The sequence below is a fragment of the Enterobacter cloacae complex sp. genome, from assembly GCF_900322725.1.
In the GTDB taxonomy this organism is placed as follows: domain Bacteria; phylum Pseudomonadota; class Gammaproteobacteria; order Enterobacterales; family Enterobacteriaceae; genus Enterobacter; species Enterobacter quasihormaechei.
On the sequence record NZ_LT991957.1, the window covers coordinates 239876 to 254929 of the forward strand.

Below are 15054 nucleotides of genomic sequence, written 5' to 3' on the forward strand. Positions count from 1 at the left end.
TATATATACTTATCATCCCTGCTCGTGGCGAACGCCCGACGGGGCGCAGCCCTGCGCTAACCCACGCTTGAAATAACTGTCTTTTCAAGGGAATACTTAAACGTAATCTAAAAGTGAAGTAACGAATTGTCCGATCCGTGACGGGCAATTAATTAAAATATAATCTTCCTGAAAATCTTAAAGCCTGCTGTAAAAAAATGCACGATCTACAGTTTATAAAATTACGGCAACAATGTATTTTCAGAATTAATTCAGCAAAACGATAATTACAATGAATTATTCCCACCAGCATGCATTCATATCAATAATACTCACAACCGTTGGCACTACACAAAACCGTTCACTTTTGTTACATTTTTTTTCAAACACACCCTGTTTTGATACTTAAAATGGGCTGTCTGCCGCACTGTCCTCCGCAGACAAGCGTATCCGTAACGATATCACTGGAGAAAAAATGGCTAAGCGTAAATTGGTGCTTCTGGGTGTATTACTGTCTCTGGCGGGCTCCGCATTCGCAGCCCCGCAAACGGCCGCCGCGCCTTCCGGCATTAAGGCTTATGAAGAGCAGGAGTTCATCGCCGACTTCACCAAATTTAAGATTGGCGATACGGCGCCCGCGCAGTATCAGACGCCTGAGTACACCATCAAACAGTACCAGTTGCGTAACCTTCCCGCGCCGGATGCCGGTACGCACTGGACCTACATGGGCGAAAACTACGTTCTGATTGGCGATGCGGATGGCAAAATCCATAAAGCCTATAACGGAGATATCTTCTATCACCGCTGATACCATGATCCGGCCCTGGCAGGAAGACGATCGGCCGTTTCTGCGCACGCTGTACCTGCATGCACGACGCGCTGCCTAGCCATGGCTGGACGGTTCTGAATGGCAGCTTGAAGATTTTGACGCCGCAACGCGTGACGAGCAGATCTGGGTTGCGATCCACGACGGTCACAGAGTGGGTTTCGCCTCCGTCTGGGTAAACGATAATTTTTTGCACAACCTGTTTGTCGACCCGCAGTATCAACATCTCGGGGTCGGGAGCCGGCTCCTTGAACAGGTTCAGAAGACGTTTACCAGTACAGGCGCGCTGAAGTGTCTGGTGAAGAATGCGCGGGCGGTTGCGTTTTACCAACGCCAGGGCTGGCACATTGAGGCGACGGGGGATTCTCCGGATGGAGAGTATTATTTGATGCACTATCGGTTGGGTTAACGTCGGGTGGCGGCTTCACCGGACCCGACCTGCGTGATGGTGCCATTTGTAGGCCGGGTAAGCGAAGCGCCACCCGGCAATTCGACGCGAAGGATTTACACCGCGCGGAAGGCGATCTCGCTTGGGATCACTTCACCCTGCCAGTACAGCTGCGCCGCAACGCGCCCTGCCAGCTGGCGATAGATTTCCGTAAATTCGCTGTCCGGACGGCTGACCACCGTCGGTTTCCCGCTATCGAGATCTTCACGCAGCGTGATGTGCAGCGGCAGTTGCCCAAGCAGCTGCGTATGGTACTGCGCCGCCAGCTTTTCCGCACCGCCGGTGCCAAAGATGGGCTCGTGATGGCCGCAGTTGCTGCAAATGTGCATGCTCATGTTCTCGACGATGCCCAGGACCGGCACCTCCACTTTCTCGAACATGACAATGCCTTTTTTGGCGTCGATCAGGGCGATGTCCTGCGGCGTGGTTACCACCACGGCGCCGGTGACCGGAATGTTCTGCGCCAGCGTCAGCTGAATATCCCCGGTGCCCGGCGGCATGTCCAGCACCAGATAATCAAGGTCAGGCCACATTGTCTCCTGCAACATTTGCAGCAGCGCTTTGCTGGCCATCGGGCCACGCCAGACCATTGCGTTATCGTCCGTCACCAGGTAACCAATGGAGTTGGTCGCCAGCCCGTGCGCCACGATCGGCGCCATGTGGGTGCCGTCCGGCGAGGTTGGACGCTGGTTTTCCGCCCCCAGCATGTTTGGAATGGACGGACCGTAGATATCCGCATCCAGAATGCCGACCTTCGCTCCCTCTGCCGCCAGCGCAAGCGCCAGGTTAACGGCGGTTGAGGATTTACCCACCCCACCCTTGCCAGAGCTGACGGCGATGATGTTCTTCACCCCGTTAACGCCCGGCTGATTTTTCACGCGCTTGAGCGTGGCGATGCTGTGGCTCAGCTTCCAGTCAATCGCTTTTGCCCCGGTAATGCGCAGCAGCTCAGAGCTGGTTTGCTCTTTCAGGGCATCAAAAGCGCTGGTCCAGACGAACGGCATCTGTAGCTCGATGTGCAGCGTATCGTCCAGCCATGCGACGTGGTGAAGCGCTTTCAGCGTCGTGAGATTGTGCTTCAGGGTTGGATGCTGAAAATTAGCCAGCGTCCCGGCGACCATTGCTCGTAAGGCTTCCGGTGATTTGGCCTGGGATTGAGAACTCATCCCGACTCCTTTGTTCTTGTGAATAAGACCTTAGGCCAACAAGTTTACCTGAAAGGCCGCGGTTTGTGCTTACTTAATAATGCCCCTTTTGGTAATATCGAAAACCCTTTTCACAGTTAAAAGAAGTAATGCCTACTATGACTCAAGTCGCGAAGAAAATTCTGGTAACGTGCGCCCTGCCGTACGCCAACGGCTCAATCCACCTCGGCCACATGCTGGAGCATATCCAGGCTGATGTCTGGGTCCGTTACCAGCGAATGCGCGGCCACGAGGTGAACTTCATCTGTGCGGACGATGCCCACGGCACGCCGATCATGCTGAAAGCGCAGCAGCTGGGGATCTCCCCGGAACAGATGATCGCCGAAATGAGTCAGGAGCATCAGACCGATTTTGCTGGCTTTGACATCAGCTATGACAACTATCACTCCACGCACAGCGACGAAAACCGCGAGCTGTCGGAGCTGATCTACACCCGTCTGAAAGAGAATGGTTTCATTAAAAATCGCACCATTTCTCAGCTGTACGATCCGGAAAAAGGTATGTTCCTGCCGGACCGTTTCGTCAAAGGCACCTGCCCGAAATGTAAATCCCCGGACCAGTACGGCGATAACTGCGAAGTGTGCGGCGCGACCTACAGCCCGACCGAGCTTATCGAACCGAAATCCGTGGTTTCCGGCGCGACGCCGGTGATGCGAGACTCCGAGCACTTCTTCTTCGACCTGCCGTCCTTCAGCGAAATGCTGAAGGCGTGGACCCGCAGCGGTGCGTTGCAGGAACAGGTTGCGAACAAAATGCAGGAGTGGTTCGAGTCCGGTCTGCAACAGTGGGATATCTCCCGCGATGCGCCCTACTTTGGCTTTGAAATCCCGAACGCGCCGGGCAAATATTTCTACGTATGGCTGGATGCGCCAATCGGCTACATGGGTTCGTTCAAGAACCTGTGTGACAAGCGCGGCGACACCGTAAGCTTCGACGAATACTGGAAGAAAGATTCCGATGCCGAACTGTACCACTTTATCGGCAAAGACATCGTTTACTTCCACAGCCTGTTCTGGCCAGCGATGCTGGAAGGCAGCAACTTCCGCAAGCCGACTAACCTGTTCGTACATGGTTACGTAACGGTGAACGGCGCGAAGATGTCTAAATCTCGCGGGACGTTTATTAAGGCCAGCACCTGGCTGAATCACTTTGACGCGGACAGCCTGCGCTACTACTACACCGCGAAGCTCTCTTCCCGCATCGACGATATCGACCTGAACCTGGAAGATTTCGTCCAGCGCGTGAACGCGGACATCGTCAACAAGGTGGTGAACCTGGCGTCGCGTAACGCGGGCTTTATTGCCAAACGCTTTGACGGCGTGCTCTCTGCCGAGCTGGCCGATCCTGAACTGTACAAAACCTTCACCGACGCCGCCGCTGCGGTTGGCGAAGCCTGGGAAAGCCGTGAATTCGGTAAAGCCATTCGCGAAATCATGGCGCTGGCAGACGTGGCCAACCGCTATGTGGACGAGCAGGCACCGTGGGTGGTGGCGAAACAGGAAGGCCGCGACGCCGACTTGCAGGCGATCTGCACCATGGGTCTGAACATGTTCCGCGTGCTGATGACCTGGCTGAAGCCGGTTCTGCCGCAGCTATCAGCCCGCGCGGAAGCGTTCCTGAATACCGAACTGACCTGGGATGTCATCCAGCAGCCGCTGCTCGGCCACAAGGTGAACACCTTCAAGGCGCTGTACAACCGCATCGAGATGAAGCAGGTTGACGCCCTGGTGGAAGCCTCTAAGGAAGAGGTGAAAGCAGCGGCCGCACCGGTGACCGGCCCGCTGGCTGACGATCCGATTCAGGAGACCATCACCTTTGATGATTTCGCGAAGGTCGACCTGCGCGTGGCGCTGATCGAAAACGCGGAGTTCGTGGAAGGTTCTGACAAACTGCTGCGTCTGACGCTGGATCTGGGCGGTGAGAAGCGTAACGTCTTCTCCGGCATTCGCTCCGCGTATCCTGACCCGCAGGTGCTGATTGGTCGTCAGACCGTGATGGTGGCAAACCTGGCGCCGCGTAAAATGCGCTTCGGCCTCTCTGAGGGGATGGTGATGGCCGCAGGCCCGGGCGGAAAAGACATCTTCCTGTTAAGCCCTGACGAAGGCGCGAAGCCGGGTCAGCAGGTGAAATAATAAAAAAGCCGGATGAGAATCCGGCTTTTTTTTGCCCGGCGGCGCTACGCTTGCACAGGCCTACGGGTTATGTAGGCCGGGTAAGGCGAAGCCGCCACCCGGCTAAAAATCACGCCTTCGTGCTGTGCATCCGCTGCGTCAACCCACGCAGGAAATAGCGCAGAAACTGATCCCCACACTCGCGGTAATTCTTATGATCCGGCGCGCGCATCATGGCGGTGATTTCCGGCATCGACACGCGAAATTTCTGCTCGGTCACGATCGCCAGGATGTCGTCAGTTTTCAGGGAGAACGCAATACGCAGCTTTTTGAGCACCGTGTTGTTGTTCACCCGACGCTCCAGCGCCAGCTCGGGCGCAGACGCATCTTTGCCGCGTCTGTCGTAGATCAGGCCATTCAGAAAGCCCGACAGAATAATGTCCGGGCAGCGAACAAAGCCCTCTTCATCTTCTTTGGTCATCCAGGTGTCGAAACTGGCGGACGTGGATTCCATATCGGAAAGCGCAAGAATGCGCACCATGTCATTGTTGTTCGCCTTCAGGGTGTAGCGCAGGCTACGAAGAATATCGTTACTTAGCATAGAGCCTTCGAATGTCGATGATGCAATGGCGCGCAGTGTACCAGTTTTACAGGCCAATCGCCTCTTTCAAACTTTTCAGGTAGCGACGGCTGACGGGCACGGTCTGTCCGGCGCGCAGCACCAGCTCGGCCTGGCCGTTATCTTCCAGACGGATCTCCTTCAGGTGCGCCATGTTCACCAGATACTGACGGTGGCAGCGGATCAGCGGCGTGCGGCTTTCCAGCGTGCGCAGCGTCAGCTCGGTAAAACCTTCGTTGCCTTCGGCACTGGTAACGTACACCCCGCTCAGACGGCTGCTGACAAAGGCAACGTCGTCCATTTGCAGGAGGTAAATCCGGCTGTGTCCGGTGCAGGGGATAAACTTCAGGGGCTGCTGATGGTCCGGCAGGAGCGACACATCCTGTACGGTACGCTCCTGCCGCAAACGGGCCAGGGTCTTTTCGAGCCGTTTCTCTTCAATCGGTTTCAGGAGATAATCGAACGCGTGCTCTTCAAACGCCTTTACGGCGTACTCGTCAAAGGCGGTCAGAAAGACGATATAGGGACGGTGCTCCGGGTCAAGCATGCCGACCATCTCCAGCCCGCTGATGCGCGGCATCTGAATATCGAGAAATACGACGTCCGGACGCAGCTTATGCACCGCGCCGATGCCTTCAATCGCATTGGCACATTCACCCACGACCTCAATGTCACTCTGCTCCTGCAACAGGACACGCAGGTTTTCCCGTGCTAACGGCTCATCATCAACAATCAGCACTCTTAACATGCGTTCTCCTCCAGCGGCAATCGTAAGGTAATTCGGGTAAAGCGGTCTGGCTCACAGGCAACGGTTATTCCGCAGTCGTCCCCGAAATGCGCGCGCAGGCGTTTATCCACCAGGCTCATGCCCAGACCGCCTGACGCAGAGGCTTCATACAGCCCCGCGTTATCTTCAATATCCAGCACCAGATGGTGGTTAAAACGGGACGCGGAAATCACAATCTCCCCCGTGCCCAGCAGCTGCGATGTTCCATGCTTAATGGCATTCTCTACAATCGGTTGCAGGGTAAAAGCGGGAAGATGCTGATACGCCAGCTCGTCCGGGACGGATAACGACACCTGCAAACGTGACTGAAAGCGCGCTTTCTCAATTTGCAGATAGGCGTTTACGTGTTCAATCTCGTCCGCAAGGGTCACGATCTCCGAAGGCCGCTTCAGGTTTTTGCGGAAAAACGTCGACAGAAACTGCACCAGCTGTGCGGCCTGATCGCTGTCGCGGCGGATCACCGCCTTCAGCGTGTTGAGCGCGTTAAACAGGAAATGCGGATTCACCTGGGCGTGCAGGAGCTTAATTTCTGACTGCGTCAGCAGCGCTTTTTGCCGTTCATACTGCCCCGCGAGGATTTGCGCCGAAAGCAGCTGGGCGATCCCCTCCCCCAGCGTGCGGTTGATGGAGCTGAACAGGCGATTTTTGGCTTCGTAAAGCTTAATGGTGCCCATCACGCGCTGGTTTTCGCCCCGCAGGGGGATGACCAGCGTCGAGCCAAGTTTGCACTGCGGATGCAGGGAACAGCGGTACGGCACTTCATTCCCGTCGGCATACACCACTTCACCCGTTTCAATGGCGCGCAGGGTATAGGCCGAGGAGATGGGTTTACCCGGCAGATGGTGGTCGTCGCCGGTGCCGGTAAACGCCAGCAGCTTTTCGCGATCGGTAATCGCCACGGCCCCGATATCCAGCTCTTTATACAGCACCTGCGCCACCTTCATACTGTTCTCTTCGTTGAATCCCTGCCGCAGGATCCCTTCCGTCGACGCCGCAACTTTTAAGGCGGTGGCAGAAAAAGCCGAGGTGTATTTTTCGAACATGGCGCGCTTGTCGAGCAGAATGCGCATAAACAGCGCCGCGCCTACGGTATTGGTGACCATCATCGGTGCGGCAATGTTGCTGACGAGGTGTAACGCATCGTCAAACGGACGCGCAATCAGCAGGATGATCGCCATCTGCGCCATTTCCGCTACGAAGGTGATCGCCCCGGCGGTAAAGGGGCTGAACACTTTATCCGGGCGACCGCGCTTAATCATATAGCTGTGGACAAGGCCACCCAGCAGCCCTTCGACGATGGTGGAAATCATGCAGCTCAGCGCCGTCATACCGCCCATGGAATAGCGATGCAGGCCGCCGGTTAACCCCACCAGACCGCCCACGACCGGGCCACCGAGCAGCCCGCCCATGACCGCGCCGATGGCGCGCGTATTGGCGATAGAATCTTCGATATGGAGACCAAAATAGGTGCCCATAATGCAGAAAATGGAGAAGGTGACGTAGCAGAGCAGCTTGTGCGGTAAACGTACGGTGACCTGCATCAGCGGAATAAACAGGCGCGTTTTGCTCATCAGCCAGGCGATGACCAGGAACACGCACATCTGCTGAAGCAACAGCAGCACCAGATTAAACTCGTACATACTCACAAACCGCATATTCTAAAAACGCGTAACATACACTGATGGCGTTTAACTTTCTTTGAAACGTGCCATAAAAGCGATAATTCGTGCCCGCCATCACACCTTTTGCCGGAGATAAGCTGTCCCTCGCATAATCTGTACGAAAAAGAACCAAATTTTCCCGGTTCAGCAAAGTGGGTCTACAGTTAAGCTGGGCACGCGCAAGCCTGGGGGCGAAAATGGCGCTTTACACGATAGGTGAAGTGGCACTCCTGTGTGATGTCAATCCCGTTACGCTACGGGCGTGGCAGCGACGGTACGGATTGCTTAAACCGCAAAGAACGGACGGCGGGCACCGCCTGTTTAACGATGCGGACATTGACCGGATCCGCGAGATCAAAAGCTGGATCGACAACGGCGTGCAGGTCGGCAAGGTAAAATCGCTTCTGTGCGAGGACGATCCTGACACCCAGCATATCTGGCGCGAGCGGCAGGAAACGCTGCTGAGGCTATTGCAGACCGGCAATGTGCAGCGTCTGCGTGGCTGGATCAAAGAACAGGGTCGCGACTACCCCGCACAAACCCTGATCGCCCATCTTTTTATCCCCTTACGGCGTCGGCTCCAGTGTCAGCAAACCACCTTACAGGCGCTGCTCAGCATGCTTGACGGCGTGCTGATTAACTATATTTCCGTCTGTCTTTCCTCGGCGCGGAATAAAAACGGTAAAGACGCGCTGGTGATCGGCTGGAACGTGCACGATACCACCAGGCTGTGGCTCGAAGCCTGGATTGCCACCCAGCAGGGCTGGCGGGTTGACGTCCTTGCCCACTCGCTGGCCCAGCTCAGACCGGAACTGTTTGAGGGACAGACGCTGCTGGTCTGGTGCGGCGAAATCCCCTCCGCTTCGCAGCAGCAGCTCCTGACGGAGTGGCGCGAACACGGTTATCCCGTTTATCCGCTGGGGCCAAATGCGTCGTAAAGGCATTTAATGGTTCATTAACAGCTGCGCTTCACCGTATAATTGTTCCGTTAACAAGAGGAGCACATGATGAAGGCAACGAAACTGGCCGTAATTACCCTTTTTGCACTGATGGCCATCAGCGGTATCGGTGGCGTTATGCTGGCAGGGTATTCCTTTATTGTTCGCGGCGGTGTTGGCTGAGGTATCCAGCCAGGCGTTCAAACAGGCGATCCACCACAATCGCCGCCAGCGCAACCAGCACCGCCCCCTGAATAATGTAAGCCGTATTAAACCCGCTTAATCCGATGATGATCGGCGTCCCCAGCGTATTCGCCCCGACCGTCGAGGCGATGGTTGCCGTACCAATGTTGATAATCACGGACGTGCGTACGCCAGCGATAATCACCGGTGCGGCCAGCGGCAGTTCTACCTTAACCAGCCGCTGCCAGGCACTCATCCCCATCCCTTCCGCTACGCTCAGCACCGATGCCGGCACCGCCGCAATGCCCGCCAGCGTCCCTTGCAGAATGGGCAACACGCCGTACAAAATCAGCGCAATGATGGCAGGCTCCTGCCCAAAACCGATCGCCGGCACGGCAATCGCCAGCACGGCCACCGGCGGGAAGGTCTGCCCCGTTGCGGCGATGGTCTCCACCAGCGGGCGAAACTCCCTGCCCGTTGGCCGCGTCACCGCAATACCGGCGCCAACGCCCAGCACGATGGCAATCACGCTTGACACCGCCACCAGCCAGAAGTGTGCCAGGGTGAGATTAACAAAGCTCTCCTGCTGGTACACCGGACGCGGTAACCCGGGGAAGAGCGTATTAAACAGCGCCGCGCTGTGCGGCATCAGGTAGAGTAAGGCGATAAACAGCCCTGTCAGCCAGAGTAAGGGATCACGAACCCACTTCACGCGTCACCTCCCCCGCCAGCAGATCGCGAAAATGGATCGTCCCGCATGGCGTTCCCTGCCCGTCCGCAACGGGTAATACTTCGCACTGCCGGGCGACAAACGCTGACAGAGCATCGCGCAGGCTCATCCCATCGTGCAGGGGGTCGCCGTTGACCGGCCCATCCTGCGGGCGCATATAGTCTCTGACGGTGCGCAGAGAGAGCAGCCTGACGCCCAGCTCGCTGCGGCCAAAAAACTCACGCACAAAATCGTTTGCCGGCGACGTTAACAGTTCAAGCGGCGTACCCTGCTGGACGACTTCGCCGTGATCCATCAGTACCAGGCGATCGGCCAGCCGCAGCGCCTCGTCGATATCATGCGTCACCAGCACGATCGTGCGCCCAAGAATGCGGTGAATGCGGCTCATCTCGGCCTGAAGCGCGCCGCGGGTGACCGGATCCAGCGCGCCGAAGGGCTCATCCATCAGCAGCACCTGCGGGTTAGCGGCCAGCGCGCGCGCCACCCCGACCCGCTGCTGCTGCCCGCCGGAAAGCTGGTGCGGATAACGGTCGCGAAGCGACGTGTCCAGGCCCAGCAGCGCCATCAGTTCGTCGACGCGCGCGTTGATTTTCGCCCGGGACCATTTTTCCAGCTGTAGCACGGTGGCAATGTTTTGCGCCACCGTCCAGTGGGGAAACAGGCCGATGGACTGAATGGCGTAGCCCATACGACGCCGCAGCTCCAGCACCGGCAGGCTGCGGATCTCCTCTCCGGCAAAGCGAATCGTCCCGCTGTCGTGTTCCACCAGCCGGTTGATCATCTTCAGCGTCGTGGATTTTCCTGATCCCGACGTTCCGATCAGTACCGAGAACGCCCCTTCGGCAAAGTGCAGATTAAGGTGGCTTGCCGCCGGACGGCCCGCAAAGGTTTTACTGACATCATGAAATTCAATCATTGGCTCTTCTCCCGAGCAGCGCGAGCCACAGGGCAAATAAGGCATCCAGCACGACCGCCAGCGCAATCGTGGGTACGACGCCCAGCAACACCAGATCCAGCGCGCTGCTGAGCAGCCCCTGGAAGACCAGTGCCCCAAAACCGCCCGCACCGATCAGCGCGGCAATCACCGCCATCCCTACGGTTTGCACCGTCACCACCCGCAGGCTACGCACCAGCAGCGGAAGCGCAATCGGCAGCTGAATTTTCCAGAAACACTGGCGCGCACTCATCCCCATTGCATGGGCGCTTTCCAGCACGTCGGGCGGGACCTGGCTTAACCCCGCCACCACCCCGCGCACCAGCGGCAATAGCGCATACAGCACAAGGGCGATGAGCGCTGGCGTCAGCCCGGTACCGGCAATGCCCGCCGTAGCCAACGCCGGGAAGGATTTCACCAGACCGGCAAGGGGGGCAATCAGCAGGCCAAACAGGGCAACGGAGGGGATGGTCTGAATCACGTTGAGGACGGTAAAGACAGCGCCCTGACGGCTGGGATGGCGGTAGCACCACATGCCCAACGGCACGCCCAGCAGCAGGGCCGGGATCAGCGTCCCGAACAGGATCGTCAGATGTTGCACCAGCGCGTTGTCAAACACCTCCTGGCGGTTGACGTACTCTTTTAACAACGAGAGCTGATTCAGATCGCCGCTGAAGAGGATCAGCAGAGGAATAATCCAGAATTGCGCATTCAGCAGCCAGCGCCAGACGGGCAGCGGCGTCAGACGGCGAATGGCGTCGCTACAGGCCAGCAGGCAGAGCGCCAGCCACAGCCACAGGCCGCTGCCAATCGACGTGCGCGCAAGCGGGCTTTCAACCGAGGCCATCAGCATTGCCGCCTGCCCTGCGCTCCAGAACAGCACGATAAACAACGCTTCACAGAGAAGCAGCGTCAGCCAGAGTGCGGCACGTCCTGGCGAGAACGATAATACCAGCGCGCTCGCCAGCGCCGCGCCCAGCAGCAGCGGTGTAAACGACCACATCTGCCAGAGCGCGTGCGGTTCGCCCGATACCAGGCGGTTTGGTGCGACATTGACAAAAGGTAACGCGACCGCCGCGATGGCCACACAGGCCAACAGCAGCAGAACGCGGTTATGACATTTTATTGGCACAGCCGTATCCCGTTACTTCACAAGCCCTTGTTGTTTCAGGAAGTCGGCGGCCACTTTTTTGGCATCCAGCCCCTCAACGGCAATGCTGGCATTCAGCTGTTGCAGCGTTTTCGCATCCAGTTTTTCAAACACCGGTTTCAGCCATTTGTCGATATCCGGGTAGGCTTGCAGGACCGCCTCACGCACGACCGGAGTTGGGGCGTAAATCGGCTGAACGCCTTTCGGGTCGGTTAAGGTTTGCAGGCCAAGCGCCGCGACCGGGCCGTCGGTGCCGTAGGCCATCGCCGCGTTGACGCCGGAGGTTTGCTGCGCCGCGGCCTTAATGGTCACCGCCGTGTCGCCACCCGCCAGGGAGAGCAGCTGCGCCTGATCGAGCTTGAAATCATAGGCTTTTTCAAACGCCGGCAGGGCATCCGCGCGCTCGATAAACTCGGCCGAGGCCGCGAGCTTAAACTCGCCCTTCTCTTTCAGGTAGCGGCTGAGATCGTCAAGCGAGGTGAGCTTGCCTTTCTCGGCGATATCTTTGCGCACCGCGATGGTCCAGGTATTGTTAGCGGGTGCCGGCGTGAGCCAGACCAGCCTGTTTTTTTCCGCATCCAGCTTTTTGACTTTTTCGTACCCGGCTTTGGCATTTTTCCAGGCCGGATCGTTTTCATCCTTGAAGAAGAATGCCCCATTGCCGGTGTATTCCGGGTAGATATCCAGCTCGCCGGAAGTGATGGCACCGCGCACCACAGGGGTGGTGCCAAGCTGAACTTTATTGATCGTTTTTACGCCGTGACTGTCGAGCACCTGCAAAATGATATTGCCGAGCAACGCGCCTTCGGTATCAATTTTGGAACCCACTTTTACCGGCTCTGCGGCCTGTAGCGGCAGGCTCAGCGCCGCCAGAAGCACCGCCGATCCTGTTATCCCCTTAATCATCGTCATTCTGCTTTCCTCATTATTTTGCGGCCTTTTTCATAGGCTTGAGAGAAAAGCGTAGCTTAAAACAGGGAATTTAACCGTTTTTAGTAGAAGATGAGAGGCATCCCCCGCCACGCGGGGGATGGGAAGGAAGGTAGGATTATTGCAGTTCGAATTCGGCTTTGTTCACGCGGGCGGAATCCACGCCGATGAAGACGTTAAATTTGCCCGGCTCGGCATCGTACTTCATCTGCTGATTCCAGAACTTCAGCGCATTCACGTCAATCGGGAAGCTGACCGTTTTGGTTTCGCCCGGCTTCAGGTTGACCTTCTCGAAGCCGCGCAGCTGTTTCACCGGACGGCTCATGGAGGCCGTGACATCCTGCACGTACATCTGGATCACCGTCGCGCCTTCGCGCTTGCCGCTGTTGGTCACATCCACGCTGGCGGTCACGCTGCCATCACGCTTCAGGGTCGGGGCCGACATTTTCACGTCAGAGACCGTAAACGTGGTATAGCTCAGGCCATAGCCAAACGGATACAGCGGGCCGTTCGCCTCATCGAAATAACGAGATGTGTACTTGTTCGGCTTGTCGGCGTTATACGGACGACCGGTGTTCAGGTGGCTGTAGTAAACCGGGATCTGCCCGACGGAGCGTGGGAAGGACATCGGCAGCTTGCCTGACGGGTTGTAATCGCCAAACAGCACGTCGGCGATGGCGTTACCCCCTTCGGTACCGGCGAACCAGGTTTCCAGAATGGCATCAGCCTGCTGGTCTTCTTTCACCAGCGCCAGCGGACGACCGTTCATCAGCACCAGCACCAGCGGCTTGCCGGTGGCTTTCAGGGCCGCGATCAGGTCGCGCTGGCTTTGCGGAATGGTGATGTCGGTACGGCTGGAGGCTTCGTGCGCCATCCCCTGCGCTTCACCCACCACGGCGACCACCACGTCAGACTGCTTCGCGGCGTTTACCGCTTCGTCAATCATCTCCTTCGGCGTGCGCGGATCGACCTTCACCGCTTCCTCATACTGATTAAGGAAGGTAACGATGTCTTTATCGTCGGTGACGTTCGCGCCTTTGGCGTAAACCACTTTTGCGTTATCACCCACGGCGCTCTTAATACCGGTCAGCACCGTGACGGACTGATCCGCCACGCCCGCGGCGGACCAGCTGCCCATCACGTCACGCTTGCTGTCGGCCAGCGGGCCGACCACGGCAATGGTGCCGGATTTTTTCAGCGGCAGCGTCTCGAGACGGTTCTTCAGCAGCACCAGGCTTTCGCGTGCCACTTCGCGGGCTTCTTTGCGGTGCAGGCGGCTTTCGGCATTGGTGTCCGCCGGGTCAGACTCCTTCGGCCCCAGATGGCTGTACGGATCGTTAAACAGCCCCATGTCATATTTCACGTTCAGCACGTGACGCGCGGCATCGTCCAGCTCCGCCATCGTCACCTTGCCGCTCTTCACCAGCCCCGGCAGGTATTTGCTGTAGTACTCGTCGCTCATGCTCATGTTGATGCCTGACTTGAGCGCCACGCGTACCGCATCTTCCGGGTCAGACGCCGTGCCGTGCTTGATCAGCTCTTTAATCGCGCCGTGGTCTGAAACGGTGATGCCCTTAAAGCCCCACTGGTCGCGCAGCACGTCTTTCAGCAGCCACGAATCGGAGGTGGCAGGCGTGCCGTTCAGCGAGTTCAGCGCCACCATCACCGCGCCGCTGCCCGCGTCCAGCCCCGCTTTGTACGGCGGCATGTAGTCGTTGAACAGACGCTGGGGGCTCATGTCGACGGTGTTGTACTCTTTGCCGCCCTCCACCGCGCCGTAGGCGGCGAAATGCTTGACGCTGGTCATCACCGAGTAACGATCCGCCGGACTTTTGCCCTGCATCGCTTCCACCATGGTTTTGCCCATCGTGGCGGTTAACCAGGTATCTTCACCAAAGCCTTCCGAGCCGCGGCCCCAGCGCGGATCGCGGGAGACGTCAACCATCGGCGCCCAGGTCATGTTCAGGCCGTCGTCTGCGGCTTCATATGCCGACACGCGCCCGACGGTTTTCACCGCATCAAGATTAAACGAGGAGGCCAGGCCAAGGCTGATCGGGAAGACGGTACGCTGACCGTGCACCACGTCATAGGCGAAGAAGAGAGGAATTTTCAGGCGGCTGAGCTGCATGACCTGATCCTGCATGGCGCGGATATCCTGACGGGTAACGGTGTTAAAAATCGCTCCGACCTGGCTCTCTTTAATCATCTCGCGGATCGCTTCTTTCGGGTTATCCGGGCCGACGCTGATCAGTCGCAGCTGGCCGATTTTCTCATCGACCGTCATCTTTTTGAGTAAATCCGTGACAAAGGCGTCGCGGGCTTCAGGCGTGAGCGGGTGATTACCAGACAAATCCTCTGCCAGCGCAGGTTGCAGCGCCAGGCTGACGGCAACACCTACAGAACATAGCCATTTCATGTTGTTATTCTCTCTCATCAATAACCGCGGGAAGCACCCGGCCAGACCGTACGAAAATCGCAGTGTGCCACAAACCCGTAAACCCGTGCAGGGTTATTCTCTGATTTTTCTCATGAATACCCGACCGCTTAACGGCT

At 57.5% G+C, this 15054-nt stretch carries 13 protein-coding genes and 1 pseudogene; 5 read left to right on the plus strand and 9 right to left on the minus strand.

Annotated features, from left to right (window positions below; genetic code table 11):
* Window positions 1-454 precede the first annotated feature (454 nt).
* Window positions 455-787 carry an RcnB family protein gene (locus DBR02_RS01130; protein ID WP_063868328.1) on the plus strand — a complete coding sequence of 111 codons (333 nt, stop codon included), beginning with the start codon at window positions 455-457 and terminating at the stop codon, window positions 785-787.
* A pseudogene (locus DBR02_RS01135) lies at window positions 738-1214 on the plus strand (GNAT family N-acetyltransferase). Before DBR02_RS01130 ends, DBR02_RS01135 begins: the two are co-directional and overlap by 50 nt.
* Window positions 1215-1309: 95 nt before the next feature.
* On the opposite strand, the gene apbC reads toward DBR02_RS01135, so the two are convergent.
* Window positions 1310-2419, minus strand: a complete 1110-nt coding sequence (gene apbC / locus DBR02_RS01140; RefSeq protein WP_022648674.1) for an iron-sulfur cluster carrier protein ApbC — start codon at window positions 2417-2419, stop codon at window positions 1310-1312.
* 137 nt (window positions 2420-2556) lie between these two features.
* Here apbC and metG point away from each other — a divergent pair, with 137 nt between their 5' ends.
* On the plus strand, window positions 2557-4590 hold the full coding sequence (gene metG, locus DBR02_RS01145) for a methionine--tRNA ligase (RefSeq protein ID WP_107533376.1): 2034 nt from the start codon (window positions 2557-2559) through the stop codon (window positions 4588-4590).
* Window positions 4591-4699: 109 nt separating this feature from the next.
* Here metG and DBR02_RS01150 read toward each other — a convergent pair whose 3' ends face one another.
* The 3 genes from DBR02_RS01150 to DBR02_RS01160 are packed head-to-tail and all read right to left on the minus strand — an operon-like array spanning window position 4700 to window position 7615.
* Entirely contained in the window at window positions 4700-5170 is a 471-nt protein-coding gene (locus DBR02_RS01150) for a DUF1456 family protein (protein WP_063450295.1), read from the minus strand.
* Window positions 5171-5216: 46 nt separating this feature from the next.
* The gene (gene btsR / locus DBR02_RS01155; protein WP_107533377.1) at window positions 5217-5936 is read right to left on the minus strand and encodes a two-component system response regulator BtsR; all 720 of its coding nucleotides are present in this window, start codon (window positions 5934-5936) and stop codon (window positions 5217-5219) included.
* The gene (locus DBR02_RS01160; RefSeq protein WP_063868324.1) at window positions 5930-7615 is read right to left on the minus strand and encodes a sensor histidine kinase; all 1686 of its coding nucleotides are present in this window, start codon (window positions 7613-7615) and stop codon (window positions 5930-5932) included. Before DBR02_RS01160 ends, btsR begins: the two co-directional genes overlap by 7 nt.
* Before the next feature lie 218 nt (window positions 7616-7833).
* Here DBR02_RS01160 and mlrA point away from each other — a divergent pair, with 218 nt between their 5' ends.
* Complete coding sequence (gene mlrA / locus DBR02_RS01165) at window positions 7834-8574, plus strand: HTH-type transcriptional regulator MlrA (RefSeq protein WP_107533378.1); 741 nt, start codon at window positions 7834-7836, stop codon at window positions 8572-8574.
* 69 nt (window positions 8575-8643) lie between these two features.
* Window positions 8644-8757: a protein YohO gene (locus DBR02_RS01170; protein WP_017383372.1), complete on the plus strand. Its 114-nt coding sequence runs from the start codon at window positions 8644-8646 to the stop codon at window positions 8755-8757.
* Here the strand turns inward: DBR02_RS01170 and DBR02_RS01175 are convergent.
* From DBR02_RS01175 to bglX, 5 genes are all read right to left on the minus strand, one after another.
* Window positions 8732-9469 (minus strand): ABC transporter permease, encoded by a 738-nt coding sequence (locus DBR02_RS01175; protein ID WP_107533379.1) that lies wholly within the window; start codon window positions 9467-9469, stop codon window positions 8732-8734. The genes DBR02_RS01170 and DBR02_RS01175 overlap by 26 nt on opposite strands.
* The gene (locus DBR02_RS01180) at window positions 9453-10403 is read right to left on the minus strand and encodes an ABC transporter ATP-binding protein (protein ID WP_107533380.1); all 951 of its coding nucleotides are present in this window, start codon (window positions 10401-10403) and stop codon (window positions 9453-9455) included. The genes DBR02_RS01175 and DBR02_RS01180 overlap by 17 nt, the downstream gene beginning before the upstream one ends.
* Window positions 10396-11553, minus strand: a complete 1158-nt coding sequence (locus tag DBR02_RS01185; RefSeq protein WP_107533381.1) for an ABC transporter permease — start codon at window positions 11551-11553, stop codon at window positions 10396-10398. The genes DBR02_RS01180 and DBR02_RS01185 overlap by 8 nt, the downstream gene beginning before the upstream one ends.
* Before the next feature lie 12 nt (window positions 11554-11565).
* Window positions 11566-12483: a glycine betaine ABC transporter substrate-binding protein OsmF gene (gene osmF, locus DBR02_RS01190; RefSeq protein ID WP_063868319.1), complete on the minus strand. Its 918-nt coding sequence runs from the start codon at window positions 12481-12483 to the stop codon at window positions 11566-11568.
* A gap of 136 nt (window positions 12484-12619) precedes the next feature.
* On the minus strand, window positions 12620-14917 hold the full coding sequence (gene bglX, locus DBR02_RS01195; RefSeq protein WP_107533382.1) for a beta-glucosidase BglX: 2298 nt from the start codon (window positions 14915-14917) through the stop codon (window positions 12620-12622).
* Between the last annotated feature and the right edge of the window lie 137 nt (window positions 14918-15054).

Excerpts from the sequence above, each read along its gene's own strand:
- bglX (WP_107533382.1), bottom strand. The coding sequence starts at position 14,917 with ATGAAATGGCTATGTTCTGTAGGTGTTGCCGTCAGCCTGGCGCTGCAA.
- btsR (WP_107533377.1), bottom strand. The coding sequence starts at position 5,936 with ATGTTAAGAGTGCTGATTGTTGATGATGAGCCGTTAGCACGGGAAAAC.
- DBR02_RS01160 (WP_063868324.1), bottom strand. The coding sequence starts at position 7,615 with ATGTACGAGTTTAATCTGGTGCTGCTGTTGCTTCAGCAGATGTGCGTG.
- osmF (WP_063868319.1), bottom strand. The coding sequence starts at position 12,483 with ATGACGATGATTAAGGGGATAACAGGATCGGCGGTGCTTCTGGCGGCG.
- DBR02_RS01180 (WP_107533380.1), bottom strand. The coding sequence starts at position 10,403 with ATGATTGAATTTCATGATGTCAGTAAAACCTTTGCGGGCCGTCCGGCG.
- DBR02_RS01130 (WP_063868328.1), top strand. The coding sequence starts at position 455 with ATGGCTAAGCGTAAATTGGTGCTTCTGGGTGTATTACTGTCTCTGGCG.
- mlrA (WP_107533378.1), top strand. The coding sequence starts at position 7,834 with ATGGCGCTTTACACGATAGGTGAAGTGGCACTCCTGTGTGATGTCAAT.
- DBR02_RS01150 (WP_063450295.1), bottom strand. The coding sequence starts at position 5,170 with ATGCTAAGTAACGATATTCTTCGTAGCCTGCGCTACACCCTGAAGGCG.
- metG (WP_107533376.1), top strand. The coding sequence starts at position 2,557 with ATGACTCAAGTCGCGAAGAAAATTCTGGTAACGTGCGCCCTGCCGTAC.
- apbC (WP_022648674.1), bottom strand. The coding sequence starts at position 2,419 with ATGAGTTCTCAATCCCAGGCCAAATCACCGGAAGCCTTACGAGCAATG.
- DBR02_RS01170 (WP_017383372.1), top strand. The coding sequence starts at position 8,644 with ATGAAGGCAACGAAACTGGCCGTAATTACCCTTTTTGCACTGATGGCC.